The sequence below is a fragment of the Auritidibacter ignavus genome, assembly GCF_029853775.1.
Lineage (GTDB): Bacteria > Actinomycetota > Actinomycetes > Actinomycetales > Micrococcaceae > Auritidibacter > Auritidibacter ignavus.
Genome location: NZ_CP122564.1, coordinates 2,097,838 through 2,117,884 on the forward strand (window position 1 = coordinate 2,097,838; position 20,047 = coordinate 2,117,884).

Annotated in this window: 15 protein-coding genes and 2 riboswitches; of the genes, 11 read left to right on the forward strand and 4 right to left on the reverse strand. The window is 60.5% G+C overall.

The features are described from left to right. Positions 1-171 precede the first annotated feature (171 nt). Positions 172-263, forward strand: a riboswitch (SAM riboswitch). 6 nt (positions 264-269) lie between these two features. Genes QDX22_RS09525 through QDX22_RS09535 form a run of 3 tightly spaced genes read left to right on the forward strand, consistent with a single transcriptional unit; the run spans position 270 to position 2,739 of the window. Then, the gene (locus QDX22_RS09525) at positions 270-1,100 is read left to right on the forward strand and encodes a methionine ABC transporter ATP-binding protein (RefSeq protein ID WP_279717795.1); all 831 of its coding nucleotides are present in this window, start codon (positions 270-272) and stop codon (positions 1,098-1,100) included. A 1-nt stretch (position 1,101) separates the two neighbouring features. Further along, entirely contained in the window at positions 1,102-1,767 is a 666-nt protein-coding gene (locus tag QDX22_RS09530) for a methionine ABC transporter permease (protein ID WP_110101520.1), read from the forward strand. A gap of 54 nt (positions 1,768-1,821) precedes the next feature. After that, positions 1,822-2,739: a MetQ/NlpA family ABC transporter substrate-binding protein gene (locus tag QDX22_RS09535; RefSeq protein ID WP_122549448.1), complete on the forward strand. Its 918-nt coding sequence runs from the start codon at positions 1,822-1,824 to the stop codon at positions 2,737-2,739. Positions 2,740-3,691: 952 nt separating this feature from the next. On the opposite strand, the gene QDX22_RS09540 is transcribed toward QDX22_RS09535, so the two are convergent. From QDX22_RS09540 to QDX22_RS09550, 3 genes are all read right to left on the reverse strand, one after another. Continuing rightward, positions 3,692-5,050, reverse strand: coding sequence for an IS256 family transposase (locus QDX22_RS09540; protein ID WP_425248464.1), 1,359 nt, complete (start codon positions 5,048-5,050; stop codon positions 3,692-3,694). Further along, the gene (locus QDX22_RS09545; RefSeq protein ID WP_279717797.1) at positions 5,050-8,463 is read right to left on the reverse strand and encodes a phosphodiester glycosidase family protein; all 3,414 of its coding nucleotides are present in this window, start codon (positions 8,461-8,463) and stop codon (positions 5,050-5,052) included. Before QDX22_RS09545 ends, QDX22_RS09540 begins: the two co-directional genes overlap by 1 nt. Before the next feature lie 187 nt (positions 8,464-8,650). After that, positions 8,651-9,214, reverse strand: coding sequence for a HEAT repeat domain-containing protein (locus tag QDX22_RS09550; protein ID WP_279672758.1), 564 nt, complete (start codon positions 9,212-9,214; stop codon positions 8,651-8,653). Positions 9,215-9,256: 42 nt separating this feature from the next. On the opposite strand from QDX22_RS09550, the gene QDX22_RS09555 reads away from it, so the two are divergent. From QDX22_RS09555 to QDX22_RS09575, 5 genes are all read left to right on the forward strand, one after another. Next, positions 9,257-10,207 carry an acyl-CoA thioesterase gene (locus QDX22_RS09555; protein ID WP_279672759.1) on the forward strand — a complete coding sequence of 317 codons (951 nt, stop codon included), beginning with the start codon at positions 9,257-9,259 and terminating at the stop codon, positions 10,205-10,207. Positions 10,208-10,243: 36 nt separating this feature from the next. Continuing rightward, the gene (locus QDX22_RS09560) at positions 10,244-11,974 is read left to right on the forward strand and encodes an ABC transporter ATP-binding protein (protein ID WP_279673434.1); all 1,731 of its coding nucleotides are present in this window, start codon (positions 10,244-10,246) and stop codon (positions 11,972-11,974) included. Next, on the forward strand, positions 11,971-13,815 hold the full coding sequence (locus QDX22_RS09565) for an ABC transporter ATP-binding protein (RefSeq protein ID WP_279717799.1): 1,845 nt from the start codon (positions 11,971-11,973) through the stop codon (positions 13,813-13,815). The genes QDX22_RS09560 and QDX22_RS09565 overlap by 4 nt, the downstream gene beginning before the upstream one ends. Before the next feature lie 10 nt (positions 13,816-13,825). After that, complete coding sequence (locus QDX22_RS09570; protein WP_279717800.1) at positions 13,826-14,776, forward strand: CPBP family intramembrane glutamic endopeptidase; 951 nt, start codon at positions 13,826-13,828, stop codon at positions 14,774-14,776. A gap of 73 nt (positions 14,777-14,849) precedes the next feature. Then, positions 14,850-16,166: an MATE family efflux transporter gene (locus tag QDX22_RS09575; RefSeq protein WP_279723918.1), complete on the forward strand. Its 1,317-nt coding sequence runs from the start codon at positions 14,850-14,852 to the stop codon at positions 16,164-16,166. Here QDX22_RS09575 and QDX22_RS09580 read toward each other — a convergent pair. After that, on the reverse strand, positions 16,163-16,756 hold the full coding sequence (locus tag QDX22_RS09580; RefSeq protein ID WP_279723919.1) for an OsmC family protein: 594 nt from the start codon (positions 16,754-16,756) through the stop codon (positions 16,163-16,165). The two genes, QDX22_RS09575 and QDX22_RS09580, sit on opposite strands and share 4 nt — an antisense overlap. A 7-nt stretch (positions 16,757-16,763) precedes the next feature. Beyond that, a riboswitch (SAM riboswitch) is annotated at positions 16,764-16,846 on the reverse strand. A 71-nt stretch (positions 16,847-16,917) separates the two neighbouring features. Here QDX22_RS09580 and QDX22_RS09585 point away from each other — a divergent pair. From QDX22_RS09585 to QDX22_RS09595, 3 genes are all read left to right on the forward strand, one after another. After that, positions 16,918-17,553 (forward strand): hypothetical protein, encoded by a 636-nt coding sequence (locus QDX22_RS09585; protein ID WP_146206321.1) that lies wholly within the window; start codon positions 16,918-16,920, stop codon positions 17,551-17,553. 176 nt (positions 17,554-17,729) lie between these two features. Beyond that, entirely contained in the window at positions 17,730-18,194 is a 465-nt protein-coding gene (locus tag QDX22_RS09590; RefSeq protein WP_279717802.1) for a hypothetical protein, read from the forward strand. A gap of 212 nt (positions 18,195-18,406) precedes the next feature. After that, entirely contained in the window at positions 18,407-20,047 is a 1,641-nt protein-coding gene (locus QDX22_RS09595; protein WP_122549439.1) for a thiamine pyrophosphate-dependent enzyme, read from the forward strand.

Here is a 20,047-nt window from a genome sequence, read left to right on the forward strand (position 1 = left end):
TCCTGAGGACACGATAAGACCGCCGATTGTGACTGTGGATAGCGTGCAGTGTGGCGTCTTACGGAGTCATCTCTGGGTCTGTATTGAGGTTGAACGGGCTCGTCGATCTCTGAAGTCGTGTATGTGACAGCGGTCATGACAGCCTCATTGTGGTGTGTCAGACTAGCCCGGTAACCATCCAGATCGACCGAGAGACCTGGCTCGAAGACGTCGAGGCAACCCGCCATATGAGGCAAAGGTGCCAATGCCAGCTACGATGGAGGATTCCTATGATTTCTCTGCGTCACGTCACCACAACGTTCAAAGGTGGTGAGATTACCGCAGTCGATAACGTCAGCCTTGAGATACGTCGGGGCTCGATCCATGGCATTATCGGTTTTTCGGGGGCCGGTAAATCCACACTGTTGCGCAATATCAATCTGCTCGAACGGCCCACGGCCGGGCAGGTGTGGGTCGATGGCGAGGAGCTGACACAGCTCAACGCTGAGCAACTGCGTCAGCGTCGCCATCAGATCGGGATGATCTTCCAGGGGTTCAACCTGGTCAATAATCACACAGCGCTGGCCAATGTCGAGCAGTCTTTGACGTTTTCCGGGGTGAAAGACCGACGTGAGCGTCGCCGGCGGGCGCTGGAAGCGCTCGACTTGGTGGATCTTGCGGAGAAGGCTAGGGCCTATCCGGCGCAGCTATCTGGTGGCCAAAAACAGCGTGTTGCGATTGCGCGGGCGCTAGCCACCCAGCCGAATGTGTTGTTGTGCGATGAGCCAACCTCGGCATTGGATCCGTTCACTACTGCCACGGTCTTGCAATATCTGGCTGATATTAACGCTCAACTGGGGATCACCATTGTGCTGGTGACCTACGAAATGGAAGTGATTAAAGCCCTGGCCGATGACGTGACGGTCATGGAGCATGGCTCGATCGTGGAGCAATTCACCACCGATGACCTGCGGGCCGCAACCTTCCAGCCTCAGACCGCGATCGGGCGTTACCTGCTTTCTGAAGGGATCTCGGTACAGAAGGGACGGAGTACGCCCCCGGATGTTCCTGTCGTGGTGGAAGAGGCCGCGGAGTTGGCACTGCAGAAGGTGGGTGAGTGAGATGGAACGCATCCTCGAGCTCCTTCCCGAACTCACCACAGCACTGTTGCAGACCTTCGTTATGATCGGGGTCGCGATCCCGATTGCGGTGTTGCTCGGAACTCCGTTGGGAATTTGGTTGGTCAACCACGCGCCCGACGGGATTTCGCCCTCACCGCACTTGCATAAGGTGATATCGGCTTTGGTGAATGCGGTGCGGTCATTCCCGTTCTTGATCCTGCTGATCGCGATCATTCCCTTCACCCGTTTGCTGGTGGGGACCACGGTCGGCACAGCGGCGGCTATCGTTCCGCTGACGGTCAATGCCATCCCGTACTTCGCTCGACTGGTCGAACAGAACATCAATCAACTCGGCTCCGGGCCGATCGAGGCAGCCCGCGCGATGGGGGCGACCCGTGGTCAGATCATCCGGCAGGTCATGCTGGTAGACGCCCGGCCGGCGCTGATCGGCTCCATCACGATCACCACTGTCTCCTTTATTTCGTATTCGGCCATGGTCGGCCTGGTCGGAGGTGGCGGGATCGGGGACTTCGCGATCCGCTACGGCTATTACCGGTATGAAACCGAAGTCATGCTGGTTGCCATCGTGCTGATGCTGTTGCTGGTCAGCGCGGTGCAAATCCTGGGTAACCGCCTGGTGCGCATCACCGATAAACGCTTGGCCTAGCTCGCCAGTGGTCATCAGGCCCTTCAGAAATCTTGCTGTGAAAGGAAACTCACCATGACAATCACCATGCTCACCACTGCACCCTCGCGGCGATGGGGCGCTCTCGGCGCCAGCCTGCTGGCCGGGCTGTCCTTGACCTCCTGCGGGTTAGCTAATCAGCAAAGCACTGTTGATGAGGAACAGACCATTTCGATGATCGTCACCGAATCGGCGCCCTTCCAAGAGCCCACTGAGATCGTGAAAGATCAGCTTGAGGAAGAGGGGTGGACACTTGAGACCACCTATGTCACCGACATCGTGTTGCCGAATGAGGCGGTGAGCCAAGGCGAGTACGACGTCAACTTCTTCCAGCATCAGGCCTATTTGCGACAGTTTAATCAAGACAACGGAACCGATGTTGAGCCACTCTTCTCGGTCAATTACGCTCCCTCCGGTATTTTCTCGGAGAAGTACGAGACCTTGGACGAGCTTCCGGAGGGGGCGACCGTTGCCATTCCCGTCGATACCTCCAATAACGGTCGTGCTCTCAAGCTGTTGGCCGAGGGAGGCTTGATCGAGGTGGATGAGTCCAAAGACGTGACGGCGCTATCTCAACAGGACATCACCGCTAACCCGAAGGATCTCGAGTTCGTCGAAATCGATCAGCAGTCCTTGGGGCAGTCCTTGCCCGATGTTGACGCGGGCTTCGGGTTCGTCAGATTGATTGCCGAAGCCGGATATGACGTGGAGGAGACGGCTCTGATTCTCGAGGATAATCCTGAGGTTGAGGTCCCCTTCACTGTTGTCGTGGCTGCCAAGCCGGAATTCCGCGATACCGAGGCGGCTCAGGTCTTACAGGAGGCGTACCAGTCTGAGGAAGTCCAGCAGTGGTATGAGGATTATCTCGGAGGGGGAGTGGTCGCGCCTGAGGATACGATCACCGTAGGTGATTCGGCTCAGAAGTGGGAGGAGTTCACGTCGGGCAAGCTGTAAGGCTCGGCGGACGCGGGCTGAACAGAGAAATGGAGGGCTCTGCGGTGCGATCACTGTCTCAGGGCCGAGGTGTTGCTCGTCACCGTGGAAGATCGGCTCGCTGAGACTTCTGTGGTGATCGCGCTGGATTCCGCAGTGCCCTCCTGGCTCGGTCAACACACAAAACCTGAGCCATCACCAGCGGGTGCTTGAGGACTATTGGCAGTAAACCCGCGCTTAATTGTGATGCACTTCACATTACACCGGTGCGTGGGCGTGCGCAAGGGGGACGAATGGTTGAGGGAAGCGTTGGGGGTGCCAGAATCTCAAGGGCCATGTTTCTACCCGCCTATCAGATTTGCGGAATAGCTGTCGAAGAGAGCCACCCCCGCGCATTGTCAGAGGGCTGAAGCATGCGCCGGGGTGGCAATTTCGTAGGCTAGGTCCCTAGTGTCTGCGACGTGTTGCCGACAGTGCGGCTAGAGATCCCCCTGCGAGAAGCAGTATTCCTGCCCCGAGGACAAGGAGTAAGTTGGCTCCTGTGCTCGCGAGAGTGCCAGTTTTCTCTGACTCAGCGCGACCTGGAGAATCTTCTTGAACTTGTTCTGTTCCAGCTCCCGGATCTCCAGCAATATCTTGTTCGGGGGTGGTGGTTCCCGCGGTGGGTTCCTGGGTTGGTTGTTGTTCGGGGGTGGTGGTTCCCGTGGTGGGTTCAGGGGTTGGTTCTGTATCTGGTCCTGGTTGCGGGGCGGTGCTTGTTTCGGAGGTAGGCTCCGGAACCGGTTGTGGCTCAGGGGTAGCGTCTGGATTAGGTTCCGGCTCCTCCTCGGGATCTTGTGCTGGGGCGGCAACGACCTCGACTGTGTGTGAAGCGGTCTCGCCATTAATCGTGAAGGTGAGCGTTGCGGTACCCGGTTGGGTGGCTACGAGTTGACCAGGAGGTTGTCAATTCTGTTGTGTACGGGGGTTGGGTTTACAGGTATGGGTTCATTCGGTCGGGGTAGGCTGCCGCGAGTTGGGCTAGTGCCTGTTTCCAGTTCGTGGTGACTTGTCCTTCGACGAGTCTGCCGGCGGCTTTGCGCTGGCTGGCGGGTTTGCCGCGTTCCTTGGCTCGTTGGCGTGCGTGTTTGTCCTCGATCGTGCAGATCGCTAGCCACAAGAGTTTCACCACCGCGTCGTCGGTGGGGAACTGAGTGCGGTTCTTCGTGACCTTGCGCAGCTGATAGTTCAATGACTCGATCGCATTCGTCGTATAGATCACCCGCCGCAGCGCTGGCGGGAACGCCAAAAACGGCACGAAACGCTCCCAGGCGTTTGTCCAGGTCGCGACCGCTGACGGGTATTTCTGACCGAGTTCAGAAGCTGCGAAATCCTCCAGGGCAGCCTTGGCAGTATCCTCGTTGCTTGCGGTGTAGATGGCCTTCAAAGCCTGTGAAACCGCCTTGCGATCGCCGTAGGTGACGAACCGGTTCGCTGCCCGGATCAGGTGCACCACGCACGTCTGGACAAGCGAGTCCGGCCAGGTCGCTTCGATAGCCTCTGGCAAGCCGGTCAGCCCGTCACAGCAGACGATGAGCACATCGCGGATCCCGCGGTTGGCAAGCTCGGCACAGACATGGGCCCAAAACGCGGCGCCTTCGGTGTCCTGGACCCAGATGCCCAGGACGTGCTTGATGCCGTCCATATCGACGCCGACAGCGATGTGTGCCGCTTTTGACCGCACATGCCCACCATCGCGGACCTTCACCCGAATCGCATCGAGGTAGATCACGGGGTAGAACTCTTCTAACGGCCGGTTCTGCCATTCCACAACGGCTTCCAGCACGGCGTCGGTGATATTGGCGATCGTCTCGTGAGACAGCTCCGTGCCGATCGTGACAGCCAGGTGATGCTGGATATCGCGGATCGTCATTCCACCGGCATACAAGCTGATGATCATCTCATCCAGCCCGCCCAGCCGGCGCGAGCCCTTAGGCACCAGACGCGGGGTGAACGACCCGTCACGATCCCTAGGCACCGTCAGCTCGATATCGCCGACCTCGCTGGCGACCGTCTTGGAATACGAGCCATTACGGGCATTGACCGGCCGGTCCGTGACGGCTTTAGCCTCCCGGTCACCAGGCCCGTAACCCAGATGCGAGGTCATCTCAGCCTGCAGGCCCCGTTCGAGTGCTTCCTTGATCAGTTCAGGAATCACTCCACCGTTGCCGGTCAGCTCGATCTCACCGGCGTCGATCCGAGCGAAAAGCTCGTCCAAGGCGCCACTGGCCTTCAACTGCGCAACAACATCAGCCCCACCAGGCTGATCAACACGATCATCTGTCATGGTCATCAGCATGTCCTCTCATCGATAACTCTGTACACAAACAATCTGACACCCTCTTGACCAGTGGCAGGATTGACTCGGATCACCGCGGCATTCCCTTCTGATCCACCATTGTTGACTTCTACGTGGTCGCCACCCCATTTGGCGCTCATCGGCCAGACAAACGGCATGTGCTTGCCGTCCTGGGTGAAACTAGCGTCAACGGATACCTGGTCACCGACCGTCATGGTTGACGGGAGCTCGGTAGTTGCACCGAGCGTGATCGAATCGACAAAAGGATGCATCTGCACTTGTAGCCAGGCATTACGTGCGACTTCAGGCTCTGGGGACTTACCGACGATGCCCTGAGAAGGATCTATTGTGAGCATGCTCCAACCGACGAATCCTCCGGTCTCGGGTGTGCCGGAGGGACCTTTGCCACTGTTGCCGTTGATAATTGCGGGCACGCCGTCGGCGGTTGACGCATGGAATACTCCAACATGTCCGTTGATAACCGCGACGGATTTGCCTGTTTCGGTCCGGAAGCGGGACAGACGGTCTTGGACCTCTCGTGCTTCAACGCGATTTCCCATCTGGCTGAGCTTGGTTGGTAGCGGATCATTCATTGGGTGGTGCCACATCAAAACGACACTGGTCGTGCCTTCATCTGTGGCTGCTGCTTCCAGCCGATCTTCAAGCCAAGGAAGTTGGTCTCGATCGGAAGACCGGAGCCCGCCCTGAGCGGTGTTGAGGGTCAGGAACTGTGTCCCCTGTAGATTTTGAGAAGTCCTTGTGTCGCCGAATGCTTCCACAAAGTTGTCGATCTCCCCGCCCATGATTTCGTGGTTTCCGGGCGCATAGGTCACCGGAATTTCATCACCAATTTCTTCATCAAGGATCCGCTTAGCGAGTTCAAAATCTTCCGGCGAGGCCTCATCGACAAAGTCGCCAACGATGAATATTGCATCAGGAGATGCGGCTTTGATCTCTTGCAGTGCCCGTCGCGCTCCTTGGACATTTTGACTCTGAGGTGAACGAGCGACGAACTGAGCATCGCTCATCACTGCGATCTGTTGCGGTCGTTCTTCATACAGACGAGCGGTATCGACAACGGAATCGTGAATTTCTGTCTTTTCGCCCGCATCAGTGTCGGGGGCTACCACGGCGCCCAGGTTCGCAATTTTCACGCTGCCCGAATAGGAAGCGTTAGGGCGCGTTTCCATGAGTCGCACCATTTCGATCGTGATGGGATACTCGATCCCGTCGGGAACGGGGAACGTGACATCTCGCCACCCGTGCCAGGTGATATTTCCACCATCAAGATTCGATCGTGTGCCTGCTCCGTTTAAATACTGAATACGGGGCCATGCGCCATTGCCGTCACCGTAGATGCTCAGGGTAATTGAACGGGGCTGTCCATCCACTTGAATCGGGTGAGGCGGAGCAGCATAAGCGCCCCGAGTTGCAGTCGACCCCGTGAAGTCGTAGGAGATTTCAAGAGCATTTTCACCATTTTCACCCTCGCTAGGGGAGACCGATCCAGAGGCGCGGGCCTGGCTGAACTCCCAGCTGTCAGCATCTGAGAAATCAGAAATAGTGACGTCTTCGAAGCCAATGGTCACTGGGAGATCGATGCGCTTCTCGCCGACTTTAAAGTGGATGGTGCCACTTCCACTACCGGCGTTCGGGGACACGGTGAAAGTGTCCACGCCACTGGGTGTCACCTCGATGGTGTCGTTGCTGGAAACCTCGATATCCTCGGTTTCGATGGGTGCACGGAAACCGTCGCCGTCAATTCCGAGTACACGCACCGAAGCGGAAGCATCCGCATTTTCTAACGCTACTCTCTGATGACTTAGCTCGAGATGCTCGAGCTCTCCGAGAACGCGTACAGGTAGCTCTCCTTCTCCGCCGTTGCTTTCACCGCGAACGGTTGCGAGGCCGTGCTTCGTTCCAGTAACTCGGGCCACTGTTTGTCCTCGGTCGTTCTGTGTCGGGGTGCCGAGTAGCTCGAGGCCATCACCAGGAGAGATTGCGACGTCAGCGGGGAGTGGATCACCACTGGAGTTCGTTGCGGTACCGATGACAGTCCGGCCAAGTCCGGTGAATACGCGGTCGGTTCGTTCCGAGTCGCTTGCGGGGTTGACGGTGACGCCGGCGGTTTCCGCCGGTGCCTGAGCAGTTGAACGGAAGACGAGGGCGTTGGCGACGTCGCGCTCCTTACCGTCGGAAGGACGGTTGGTCGGTGATGCTGATGCGTCGCCTGGATTGCGGGTGTGCAAAGTGGTGGATCCACCACCATCAAGGTTGAGAGCCTGGTAGGCACCGAGATCTACCATCAACTCCGAAAGTTCGCTGAGCCGCATACCGACCGCGTCATCTTGCCGACCCTCGATTGAAACGACAAATAGCTGTGTCCCGTCTTGAGAGATCCCGACAGCTGTCCGGGCGGCAGTTGCCTGTTCTGCGCCGGTGGCGCGACCGTCACGGACGAGCACCTGTTGGCCAGAAACCGCCAGGTCAACATCGCGGTCCAGCGCTACCGAGATTTCAACGTTGGTACCAACAGTCGGGACGTGATCCGAGCTTGAACCGGAAAAGACGAGCACGCCCTCGCCCTCGGAAAGATTGGTGTCTGAATCTAGAGCGCTGGCTTCGAGAATCTCGGTAACAGCCCCGTCGATGACTTTGACGGCGGTCCGTTTGTTGGCAGACAGAGCTTGAGAAATCGGTGTTGTGCCCCAGGCAGCGGTGTAGTACGCAATGCCGTCGCGGTCTTCGGTTGGCGAGTTCACCGACGGCACGTCGTAGGTTCTGCCTTCGAAGGTGGCCGTGGCGGCACTGGTCAGTGCTCCGATGCTCGCTGTTCCTTCATGCACAGACAGCGCCTGTGATGAGCCATTTGCGATGGAACGGATCCCTTCTGAAGCAGACACATTTGTGCCTATGGGGGCTCCGGTGTTGTTCATATCAAAATAATCACCGTTGACGGCAGCGACGACGTTGTCTTCGTTCTTGATCTGATTGGATACGCTCGAAACGCCGGACACAGAACCGCCATCGACGACATCGAGTGAGAGTGAAGCGTCGGTCAAGTCCACGTTCAATACATGACCCGTTTGGAAGCCTGTCTTTTGTTCGCGCGTGAACGAGGTGTGGTTGAGGCCCGGGGCAATCGTTTCAGTGTTTGCTTCATGCAGAGTCGAGCCGCTACCGGTGAGGTTGAGACCGCCTGTCTCGAGCGTTTCACCAACGGGCTGTTTGGATGCCTGCTCAGTGGTTTGTTGTGAGTGGGGAAATTCAGGGGTGGCGAATGCCGGGGTCTGTGACAGAGTGAGGCCGAAAGCGAGTGTGGCGATCGTCGCGAAGCGACCGAAACGACGGAACCGCGTCGACCGGCCACGCTCGTGCGCGGTAGTTGAGTGAAGAGAGTGTGACACCTTTTCTCCCAGGTCAGAGTGATGATTCGACGCACTGACCATAGGTGTGAGAGGTAGCCTGATCGTGACGGGTGAGTTACCGAATGATGTCCCGTACGTATTAATGGGTACGCGTTGATGAGCGCGCGACACGAGCGGGGTATTTCGAGGTGCTGATCGTCAGGGCCGACTTATCTCTTGTAATCGGCTAGTACCGCGGGCTGGGACGCAGGTCGCTGCGGTCAAAGCGTTCGGCCACGCGGTTCAGCGCAGACTCGGCGGCGTCAGCCATGACCGAATCGGTGCTGGTGACCGCGCTGTTGAGGGCTTTCAGGGCGGATTCGTTCTCGGCTGAGATGATCTCGCCCAACGCGGTGGCGGCCTCCGAGCGGACCTGCGGGGTGGGGTCGTCGAGCAGGTCGAGCAAGGTGTCGGTGGCCTCGTTGAGGTCACGGTAACCGGCGACCTCAACGGCGATGACGCGGACCTGCCAGGCGGGATCGTTGAGCGCGGTGATCACGGATGTGGTGGCGGTGTGGTGCCAGAGTTCTAGTAGCGTTTGGGCGGCCCAGACACGGCCCATCCAGTCCTCGACGGCCTCCATCCCGCCCAGCACGGCGATATCCGGATCGCCGTCTGCTCCGTGCCGGGCGCGACCATCCAGCAGGCGGCAGACCCAGTCCAGCAACGGGTTGGTTCCGAGGGTTTCAGCAGCGTCGTGAATGCGGGACACGGTGGTGGGGGACAGTGAATGCGGTGCTGTGTTGCTCATGGTCTCTATTATGGTCGATGCCACAGTGATAAATTGAGAGGCATGCGCTCCCGTAGTTCACTTTCTCTGCAGTTTCGTGCCGAGGCGTACGATTTTCCGACCGGGAGCGTGACCGCGGGAACGGTGATGAGCTGGCTGGATAAGGCCGGGTATGCCACCGCGGCCTCGTGGACCGGAACGAATGTGGTCGCCGGATATGTGGGCAACTTGCATTTCGCGCATCCGGTGCCGGTGGAAACCCCGATCACGGTGCAGTGTCGCATGCTGTATACCGGAACCTCCTCGGTACATGTGCAGTCTCGGTTGGTGCTTCCGACCATTCGGGATGACGAGGGGCAACCGACGGTGGCCACCGAGGTGATCATGGTCTATGTGGCCATTGACGACAACGGTGAGAAGGTCCGGGTCAAGCCCTGGGAGCCGACCACGGATGCGGCCCAGGAGCGGGCGGTGAAAGCCAAGGCCCGCTCGGATCAGCTGAAGGCCTCCGAAAAGTCGTTGATGACCATTGCTTTTCCGGAGCAGGAAGAGACTACCGCCGAGATCATTCGTCTGCGGTTTATTGTCTCCGAACCGGATGCCGGTGTCGGCGTACGCGTCGGCGGTGGCTCGGTGTTGCGGTGGCTGGATGAGGCCGCCAACGTGTGCGGGGCCCGCTGGGTGCAGGACAATGTGGTTGCGGTTTTTGCCGGGGGCGTGCGGTTCGAGAATATGGTGTACGGCGGTGACTTACTGGAGATCGAGGCTCGCCTGGTGCACACCTCGGCACACTCCATGCACGTGATGTTGCGGGCCTGGACTTCGACCCGGTTTGACCCCACCCAGATCCCGGTGGCCCACGGGATCACGGTACTGGTGGATCCCGGCGAGGACGGGAAGGCCAAGCGACTTCGACCCTGGCATCCGCGCACGGTGTTGGAAACCGAGCTGGAGCAACACTGCACCGAGCTGGTGCGGATGCGCAATGAGATTGCCTATTCCTGGGCCCTGTAATGCTGGGTGGTCTGGCCGTCCGGTGGAATGGCGAGAGTGCTTCTCCGCCTGCTCAGTCGCTACGCCAAACCCTACGGGTGGCATCTGCTGATCGTGGTGATCGCGCAGGTGATGGCCACGATGGCGACACTGGCACTGCCGCGATTGAATGCTGACATTATCGATCACGGAATTGCCACCGGGGATACCGGATATATCGGTTCCACCGGGTTGGTGATGCTCGGGGTGGCGGGCCTTCAGGTGGTCTGTGAGGTCGGGGCCACGTTCTTCGCAGCACGGGCGACGATGGGGATCGGCCGGGATTTGCGGGCCGACCTCTTTGAGCAGGTCACCGACCTGTCGGTGCATCAGGTCCAACAGTTCGGTCCCGGCACCTTGCTCACCCGGACCACCAACGATGTCGAACAGGTGCAGTCGCTGGCCTTGGTGGTGGCCTCCACGGTGTTATTGTCCCCGATTATGCTGGTCGGCGGGCTGGTGATGGCCATGGAACAAGATGTGGTGCTCTCCGCCGTGGTGTGGGTGGCAGTCCCGGTGCTGTTGCTGTTCGTCTGGTTACTCTTCGCGCGGGTGCTGCCGTTATTCCAGGCCATGCAAGACAGCATTGACGGGGTGAATACCGTGCTGCGCGAGCAGATCGCTGGCATCCGCGTGGTGCGAGCCTTTGTGCGGGAGGCCGAGCAGACCCGACGGTTTGATCGGGCGAACCGGAAACTGACTGCGATCAGCCTGGGCATTGGTCGCTGGATGGTGCTGATGGGCCCGGTGATCGCGATGATTTTGCAGGCGGCGATGGTTGCGGTGCTGTTCTTCGGCGGGCACCGGGTGGCCGCCGGTGAGGTGCAGGTCGGCGGTGTGGCGGCACTGATGCAGTACCTGACGCTGATCCTCATGGCGGTGATGATGGGCGTGTTCGTGTTCATGATGATCCCGCGGGCGGCGGTGGCAGCCCGGCGCATCCAGGAGGTGCTGACTACCGAACCGGAGTTGGTTTCCCCGCACCGGCAGATGGCACAACCGGCCTCGGCGGAGCTGGTGTTTGATCACGTGCAGGTCCAGCTACCCGGGGCTGAGGCACCCATCGTGGATGAGGTCAGTTTCCGGATTCCGCCGGGGACTACCACGGCGATCATCGGTTCCACCGGGTCGGGAAAATCCACGCTGGTCAAGCTGATGAGCCGGCTGATTGATCCCACCGCGGGGGCCGTGCGGATCGGTGGAGTGGATCTTCGTGAGATCCCGCGCGCGAGGCTGTCGGATCTGGTGGGGCTCGCCCCACAAACCGCGACCCTGCTGTCGGGAACGGTGGGATCCAACCTGGGGTTTGCCACGCCTGAAGCCACCGAGGAGCAGATGCATCAGGCCCTGGAGATCGCTCAGTGCCGGGACTTTCTGCCTCAAGAGCTAGCGGAGTCCCTGGCGTATCCGGTTAGTCAGGGTGGGGCGAATCTGTCCGGCGGGCAACGTCAGCGGCTCAGCATCGCTCGCGCGCTGGTGGGTGGGCGGCAGATCTACGTGTTTGATGATGCGCTCTCGGCGCTGGATGCCAGCACCGAGGCGGCGGTGCGCGCCGGGCTGGCCAGATATCAGCGCTCCAGTGGCGCGAGCGTGGTGATGGTGGCCCAACGCGTGGCGGCCATCACCGAGGCCGATCAGATCCTGGTGCTGGAAGGAGGCCGGATCGTCGGGGTCGGTACGCACGCGGAACTGAGCCAGTCGAATCCGGTCTACCGGCAGATCATGGACTCGCAGCAGGTCACCTCATGACAGCACAAACGGCAGCACACAGCTCCCCCAGGTTTTTTGCCACGGCCGGGCGTGTGCTGCGACTATTTGGTGCCCACTGGCGGATGATCCTGCTGGTGCCGGTGTTGGCGGTGGTGTCGGTCATGGCTGCGGTCGCGGCCCCGCTGATGCTCGGGGCGGCCATGGATGTGATTTTTTCCGGTGCGGTCGATTCCCAGCACACCGCCGGAGCGGGCATTAATTTCAGCCAGCTGAACCGGTACGCGCTGCTGACCCTGGCGCTCTATGGGGTGGCCCAGGGGTTTGAGTATCTGCAGGGACTGGTGGTCAACCGCGTGTCGGTGCAGGTGGTATACCGGTTGCGCCAGCGGATCGAGGCTCAGCTGAACCGGGTGCCACTGGCCTGGGTGGATGGCCGGGCGCGCGGGGATCTCCTCTCGCGCACCACCAACGATGTGGATAACCTGCACGGGGCGATCCAAGGTGGTATGGTCTCGCTGATCAACGGGCTGATGACTCTGATCGGGATCGCGGTGATGATGTTGGCGCTGGACTGGCAGCTGGCCCTGGTCGCCCTGGGGATCCTGCCTGCCGGAGCGATCGTGGTGGTGCTGGTCGGGGCCCGGTCACATCGGAAATTCACCGAACAGTGGGCGGTGACCGGTGAGGTGAACGCGCGTGTGGAAGAAACCGTCAGCTCCTATCCGGTGGTGGTCGCCTTCGGGCGGGCGCAATGGGTGCGCGACCAGTTCCGCGAAGACAATCAGCGCCTGTATGCTGCCTCGGCTCAGGCAGAGTTTTATTCAGGGCTGATCTACCCGCTGATGGAGTGGATCACCCAGCTGGCCTATGTGGGCCTGGCGGTGCTGGGTGCGCTGAAGGTCGCCGGCGGGTCGATGACCTTAGGCGGGGTGACTGCCTTCATCCAGTACTCCCGACAGTTCTCCCAACCGGTCAGCGAGGTGGCCTCCACCTCGAATATGGTGATCTCCGCGGTGGTCTCGGCCGGGCGGATCTTCGAGTTCTTGGATGCCGAGCCCGAAGCCGATCCCGCCATTGACAACACGGAACCAGACGCCACCTCGGGTCGGGGTGCGGTGCGTTTTGAGGACGTGAGCTTTTCCTATACCGACGAGCCACTGATTCGCGAGATCAACCTGGATGTGGCGCCCGGGGAGATGGTCGCCATTGTCGGTCCCACCGGGGCCGGTAAGACCACATTGGTGAATCTGCTGATGCGGTTCTACGAGCTGGATGCCGGTCGGATCACCCTCGATGGCGAGGACATTTCGAAGATCTCCCGGGGCAAACTGCGCCGGAAGATCGGCATGGTGCTCCAAGACGGGGTGGTGCTCACCGGGACCATCGCCGAGAACCTGCGACTCGGCCGGCCCGAGGCCACCGAAGCGCAGCTGATAGCAGCCGCAAAGGCCACCCGGGTCCACGAGTTCGTGACCACGTTGCCCGAGGGGTATGACACGGAGATTTCGTTGCAGGCCGAGAACCTCTCCGTCGGCGAGTTACAGCGGTTGACCATTGCCCGAGCGTTTTTAGCCGACCCGAAGGTGCTGATTCTGGATGAAGCCACCAGCTCGGTCGATACCCGCACCGAAGAGCTGATCCAGCAGGGCATGGCCACGCTTCGAGCAGATCGGACCACCTTCGTGATCGCCCACCGGCTATCCACCATCCGACACGCCGACCATATTTTGGTCATGGACCACGGCCGGATTGTCGAACAGGGCAGACACGAGCAACTACTACGCCGTGGCGGCGCCTACGCCCGGCTGTACCACGATCAGTATGCCAGCAACGGTGCCACTCACAACACTGACAACACCGGTGACCAGTACCCCCAGTAGACTGGCAGTCATGACTGATCAGCAACAGCTTCCGCCGGGGTGGACGCAGCCGGCCGGCGCCCCGTATCCGATCCCGTCGGGCTGGCCCGGCTCCGCACCGCCCTCCCGGATGGGCGAGCCCCGCGATCCGGTGATCCCGGACTGCCGGCCCGGCCCGTTTGTGTGGCGCGACCTGCTCGCCGTGCTGGGTTACGTGTTGCTGTTTCTGCTCGGACTCGGAGCGCTGATGCTGTTCATTCCAGGGTTTGTGTCCTTCTCGGCGTGGCTGGTGGGCACCGATCCGGTCAGCGTCGAAGACCTTGCCCGGGGCGTGTTCCCGGTTGAAATCGGTTTCGCGGTGAATCTGATCAACTACCTGATCATGACCGTGTTGGTGCTCATCGCCGCCGGCCCGACGCTACTGTCCTCGCTCCGGTCCTTCCGCCGGCTGTGGCCACTGAAACTGTTGATGATTCCGGCCATCTGGTTCGGCACCATCATCATCAACCTGGTCGTGACCGTGTTGATCGGTGAGGTCCCCAGCTCGGAGAACCAGCTGGTGCTCGAGGAAATGACCACCGTGGCCCCGTTCTGGCTGATGTTTATCACTGTGGTAATTTGTGGCCCGCTCGTCGAAGAGTACATTTTCCGCCACCTGCTGATCGGTAAGCTCTCCCGCTGGGTCACGGTGTGGGTTTCGGTACCGATCTCGGTGATCACCTTCTCGCTGTTACATTTCATTGGGGCGGGCCAATTCAACATCATTGAAACCATTCCGTACGCGGTGATGGGACTGGCGTTCTCGCTGGTCTACACGCTGATGAAGTTCTCGCTGGCCTTCAGCTACGTCCAACACGCCTTCAATAACGCGGTGGCGGTCTGTCTGCTCTACCTCACCCCGGCAGAGCTGTTGGAACAAGGCCGGGAGCAGTTGGGTGCGGCATGGTGGTTCACCATCGCACCGTGGGCAGGCCTGGCTTAACGCGGTGCCTGAGGCTGAGTCCCGCCGTTCAGACCGGCCGCGGTCGGTATCTGCCCAGATTCTTTCATTGGCCGTGCCCTCACTCGGGGCACTGATCGCCGAGCCACTGTTTTTAGTCGTCGATACCGCCATGATCGGCAACCTGGGTACCAGTCAGCTGGCCGGGGTCGGATTGGCCGCCACGGTGCTGCAGACCGTGACCGGCTTGCTCGTCTTTCTGGCCTATTCCACCACCCCGGCTGTCGCCCGTTTTCTCGGTGCCGGTGAGCTCAACCGGGCCCTGCAACGTGGTCGTGACGGTATCTGGTTGGGGTTGCTACTGGGCGTGGTGATCGCCATACCTTTGGCTCTCACTGCCCCGTGGGTGCTGAGCGCGCTGGGGGCTAGCGGGCAGACCCAGGCTCACGCGGTGGAGTATCTGCAGTATTCGATGATCGGGCTTCCGGCCATGACCGCTATCCTGGCCACGGTGGGCACCCTGCGGGGACTGGCCGACGCCAAAACCCCGCTGGTGGTCGCCGGTGTAGGCTTTGCGATCAACATTGCGGTCAACTACCTGCTGATCTACGTGGTCGGACTCGGCGTGATCGGCTCCGCCTTGGGCACCTCAGTGATCCAATGGGCAATGTTCTGCATCTACCTGATGATTCTCACCACCCGCTACCGGGGAAAGGGCGGTCGCCTGTTGCCCACCCTGGCGGGGCTGAAAGACACCGCCCAGATCGGGTCGTGGTTGCTGGTGCGTTCGGCAGCACTGCGTGCCGGGATTTTGGTCACAGTACTGACCGCCACACAACTGGGCGCCCCAGTGCTGGCCAGCCACCAGATGGTGATGACCATCTTCTCCACGCTGTCCTTCGCCCTGGACGCGCTGGCCATCGCCGCCCAGGCACTGGTCGGTCAGGAACTCGGCGCCAGCCACCGCCGGGAAGTTCGGGAGCTGACCCGGACGATGATCCGCTGGTCGATGGGCTTCGGGGTGATCACCGGGCTGTTGTTGGCCGGGCTGTCTGCGGTGATCCCGCGAATGTTTAGCCAAGACCCGGTCGTGATCCAGGCCGGAGCGGCCGGGCTGATGGTGTTGGCCATCGCCCAGCCGCTGGCGGGGTATGTGTTCATCCTCGACGGCATCCTGATGGGTGCCGGGGACGCCAAATACCTCGGGATCGCCTCAGTGGTTGCCTTGGCGCTCTACCTGCCGTTCATTCTGTTTCTCGGCTGGCTGGCCGCCCAGCTCGACGACGGCTCCGGGGTCGTATCGGTGGTGTTGGTCTGGGTCGGCTTCGCCGTGGTATATCTGGGCGCTCGTGCGCTGACACTGTGGTGGCGGATTCGGGGCGAGGCCTGGATCGTGTTGGGCAGTGTGGTCGGCCCGTCGCGCTCGTCCTAGGCGTCGGGGTTGGTGAGCGTCAGAAATGGTTCGGCAGCGTCCACCGGCTCATTCCGGTTGGGGACCCCCAGCGCCTGATTCACCACGGCCTCGGCATCGTGATCAACCAGCCGGTCGACGAACTGCCAGTGCACGGTCAGCTGTAGCCCTTGGGCCGCTCGCAACAGGTTGGCTGCCGGGCAAGCGTGCTCCACGTCCTGGGCGAAGGCCCGTAGTCGGTCCGCGTCGCGCACATCGGTCTGGACTAACACGGCCAAATGATAGGTGTGAAAGTGAGGTTGGACATCCCGGCCTGCCGCCAGACCACCCAAATCCTGGGAGGCATAGGAGTAGGTGTGAATGCCCTGAATCGGGATCTGGTGTGTGCCGGACTTGGCCTCAATCACCACGGAAATACACTCGTTGGTGGCCCCGAGAATGTATTCCATCGGGTTAGGCGCTGCATTCTTTCCACCGGAGGCTTCCGGCTCATCAACCAGGAAACGGTACGCACCGGTGCTCACGGTTGTTTGAGCGGAACCGTAGAACACGCCGGACACCCGGTTGGATTCAGATTCGGCCACCTGGGGCTGTTCGGTGAACGTTGTCATATTCTTGCTCCCATCGATTCTGGCATTAGCACTCGAGATAGATTGCTGCGGCGTCATGGAGCCAGATCTCTCGGCCGCTCGTGATGGACATTTATATTCTGTCATACCGGGCGCGAAGGAGAAAACTGCCGGAGAACGTTTTCTTGCCTAGAATGTCTCCCGTGACTCAGACCCAACAGCAGCCTCCGTCCAAGATCAGCCCCGACACCGCCCACCTGATTTTTCGACCGTATCTGATTCGTGCCGGGGTGGCCTTAGCCTTCGGGATCTTCTCGCTGATCTACCAAGCGCCCGACCTGATGGACTCCGGCCCTGCCTGGGTTAATGTCAGCTGCGCCATCTACCTGTTTCTCACCGGGGTGGCGATGTGGGAATTCCTGCGCCAAGAACCGGTGCCGGAGGCCATGCGCTCGCCTTTGTCGATGGCTGCGGCCGCCTGGGTGCTTGGGCCGGTTGCATTAGTTGGGGCCCAACTGTTCTCCGCCGGGGTGATGGCCACCGCGATCATCCTCAGCCTGGCCTTGCTGGTTGCCGGTATCGCTCAGCTGGTGGCCGGTGGTGGATACCGCAAAGAATTCCCCCCGGCCCGCGACTGGTTGATCCCCGGAGCCGTCGATGTGCTCACGGCGGTGGCCACCGTCATCGCGATCTTCGTCGGAGCTGACTTCCACAATCTGCTCGGTATTGTGGGCTCGGCGGCCTTTATTCACGTGGTGTTTTGCAGTATTCCCGGGGTGGGGTACTACCTCGACACCCGCCGGGCTCGTCGTCGTGGGTGGAGACCGAAAGAATCCTGACCTGCAGTGCTGGTCTGTGGTGCGCCCTGTTGTTCACTCTGAGAGGTCACGTGCGGATTCTGTCAGCATGCCGTGATTAGAATAGTCAGGTGCGCCCTGGTGCCCCACGACGTGGATCATCCGGAGCGTGCAGGCATTATGTATTGTGATCATCGAGCACCCCAGGAGCGTGAGTCGTGACTACTCAGCGCGGCCCGCAACCTCCGAACGGCCCCGAGAAGAACAAACCCCTCGGCGTTGCGGCACCCCTGATTTTCTCAGCCGTCCTCGGTTTGATCGGTGGTGTCGTGGTCACGCTGGCCTCCACCGGTGGCCTGAACAACCCCGATAGGCCCCTCCGCCTGGACCTGGGTTTGATCGCTTTCGGGGTGTTTTTCATCGTCTCCCTGCTGGTGGTCTCCTTGCTCCAGCTGGCATCACGAGACAACCCCGAACACCTTTCCGAAGGCTCCGGCATTAACCGGTCCTCGGAACAAATGCACCGTGAAGCCATGGCCAAAGCGCGGGCGAAAAAACGCGCTGAGGCCGAACGGGCCGAAGCGCAGCGCTCCCCAGCATCTCACCCGCGCGACTCAACCCCGCAGCACGCGGAGGATGCGGACCGCGAGGACCCACAGCACGGTGAGGGTCGCTCCTCCTAACGCGTTCTGTGCAACGAACGTGGTGGACATCATAGAAATGTCCCGGCATGTTCACAAAGGACTGAATCTGCCCCGGAATGTGACGGGGCGGACATCGGGTCGATGGTAGTTTGGATAGTCAAGCGAGAGATAACCGTTGTCCACCACCATGAGATCGCGGTTCATGATGAAAAAGTGTTGTAAACACATTCTGTGTGGAGCTGAGGAGCCAGATGAGCCAGAAGAAGCCTGCCGGCCACGTCATCGTTGATACGTTGGTCGCTCACGGCGTGAAACGCGTCTACAGCGTTCCAGGGGAGAGCTACCTGAACGTGCTAGACGGACTCTATGATTCACCCATTGACAATATTGTCTGTCGCCACGAGGGCGGGGCGGCCTATATGGCCGAAGCCGAGGGCAAGATGAATTCCACCCCCGGTGTGGCCATGGTGACCCGTGGTCCCGGTGCCTCGAATGCGCACGTGGGACTGCACACCGCCTGGCAGGACTCGACCCCGATGGTGCTGTTTGTTGGACTCATCCCGTTCGAACACCGCGATAAGGAAGCCTTCCAGGAATTCGATCCGCATGCCTGGTTTGACTCTGGAGCCAAGCGTGTCATGGTGCTCGACCATGCTGAGCGCGCCTCCGAGATCGTCGCCGAAGCGATGTTCGCAGCCGCCTCGGGTCGCCCCGGTCCGGTGATTGTCGGTCTGCCCGAAGATGTCATCACCCACGAGATTGACGCCCGGCTGCACCCACAGATTCCGGTGGCTGGTGGCGGTATGACCGTGGACGACTGGAAGGCACTGCACTCTGCGCTGTTGAACTCCGATAAGCCGCTATTCATCACCGGTGGGAACGACTGGAGCCACGAATCCGCTGAGGAACTAACCCGATGGCTGGAAGACCACCACATCGCCGCAGCAGCGGAATGGCGCACCGAAGGCACCATCCCCTTTGACTCACCCAGCTATGTGGGGCCAATCGGGTATGGTCGGCCCAAGCCCACCTACGATTTGCTGGAAGAAACCGACCTGATCGTCTTCGTTGGCACGGTGCCCGGTGATACTGTTACCGACGGTTTCCGGGTGCGCCAGAACTGGGAGAAAACCAACTTCCTGGTCACTATCGACCCGTCACTGCGCGGTCGTTCTGGCCCGGTGTCCTACCAGATCGTGGCGAAACCGGCTCTGTTTATCCACGACCTGGTCCGCATGGACCTCGAGGTCAAGGACTCCTGGAAGACCTGGACCGCGAAGATGCGGGCCCAACAGGAAGAGTTTGCGGCGTTGCCGGAGATCACCGGTGAAGGCCCGGCCACCATGGATGAAATGATGGCCCATCTGGTTGCGGCACTTCCTGCACCCCAGGATCCAATGGTTACCTTTGGTGCCGGTGAACACACCAACTGGGCCCACCGTTACTTCCCGACCCGCTCCTATGCCTCGATGATCTCGGCCCGTAACGGCTCGATGGGCTACTCGGTGCCCTCGGGTGTGGCCGCCTCGTTGAACTACCCGGACCGTCGGATCATCACGATTGCCGGTGACGGTGAGTTCTTGATGAACGGGCAGGAACTGGCCACCGCCCGCCAGTACGGTGCCACCCCGCTGGTGATCGTAATGGATAACCAGGAGTACGGCACCATCCGCACCCACCAGGAACGCGATTACCCGGGCCGTGTGTCCGGTACGCAGCTGTTCAACCCGGATTTCGCTGGCATGGCGGAAGCCTTCGGTGGGTTCGGGGTCAAGGTCACCCACAACGCGGAGATTCCGGCCGCTCTCGAGCGTGCGCTGAAAGCTGTGGACGAAGACGGCACCTTCGCGCTGATCCACCTGGTCGTCGAGCAACGCCGGAAGGCGTACTAA

Excerpts from the sequence above, each read along its gene's own strand:
- QDX22_RS09595 (WP_122549439.1), top strand. The coding sequence starts at position 18,407 with ATGAGCCAGAAGAAGCCTGCCGGCCACGTCATCGTTGATACGTTGGTC.
- QDX22_RS09555 (WP_279672759.1), top strand. The coding sequence starts at position 9,257 with ATGCGCTCCCGTAGTTCACTTTCTCTGCAGTTTCGTGCCGAGGCGTAC.
- QDX22_RS09565 (WP_279717799.1), top strand. The coding sequence starts at position 11,971 with ATGACAGCACAAACGGCAGCACACAGCTCCCCCAGGTTTTTTGCCACG.
- QDX22_RS09530 (WP_110101520.1), top strand. The coding sequence starts at position 1,102 with ATGGAACGCATCCTCGAGCTCCTTCCCGAACTCACCACAGCACTGTTG.
- QDX22_RS09550 (WP_279672758.1), bottom strand. The coding sequence starts at position 9,214 with ATGAGCAACACAGCACCGCATTCACTGTCCCCCACCACCGTGTCCCGC.
- QDX22_RS09570 (WP_279717800.1), top strand. The coding sequence starts at position 13,826 with ATGACTGATCAGCAACAGCTTCCGCCGGGGTGGACGCAGCCGGCCGGC.
- QDX22_RS09525 (WP_279717795.1), top strand. The coding sequence starts at position 270 with ATGATTTCTCTGCGTCACGTCACCACAACGTTCAAAGGTGGTGAGATT.
- QDX22_RS09535 (WP_122549448.1), top strand. The coding sequence starts at position 1,822 with ATGACAATCACCATGCTCACCACTGCACCCTCGCGGCGATGGGGCGCT.
- QDX22_RS09580 (WP_279723919.1), bottom strand. The coding sequence starts at position 16,756 with ATGACAACGTTCACCGAACAGCCCCAGGTGGCCGAATCTGAATCCAAC.
- QDX22_RS09540 (WP_425248464.1), bottom strand. The coding sequence starts at position 5,050 with ATGACCATGACAGATGATCGTGTTGATCAGCCTGGTGGGGCTGATGTT.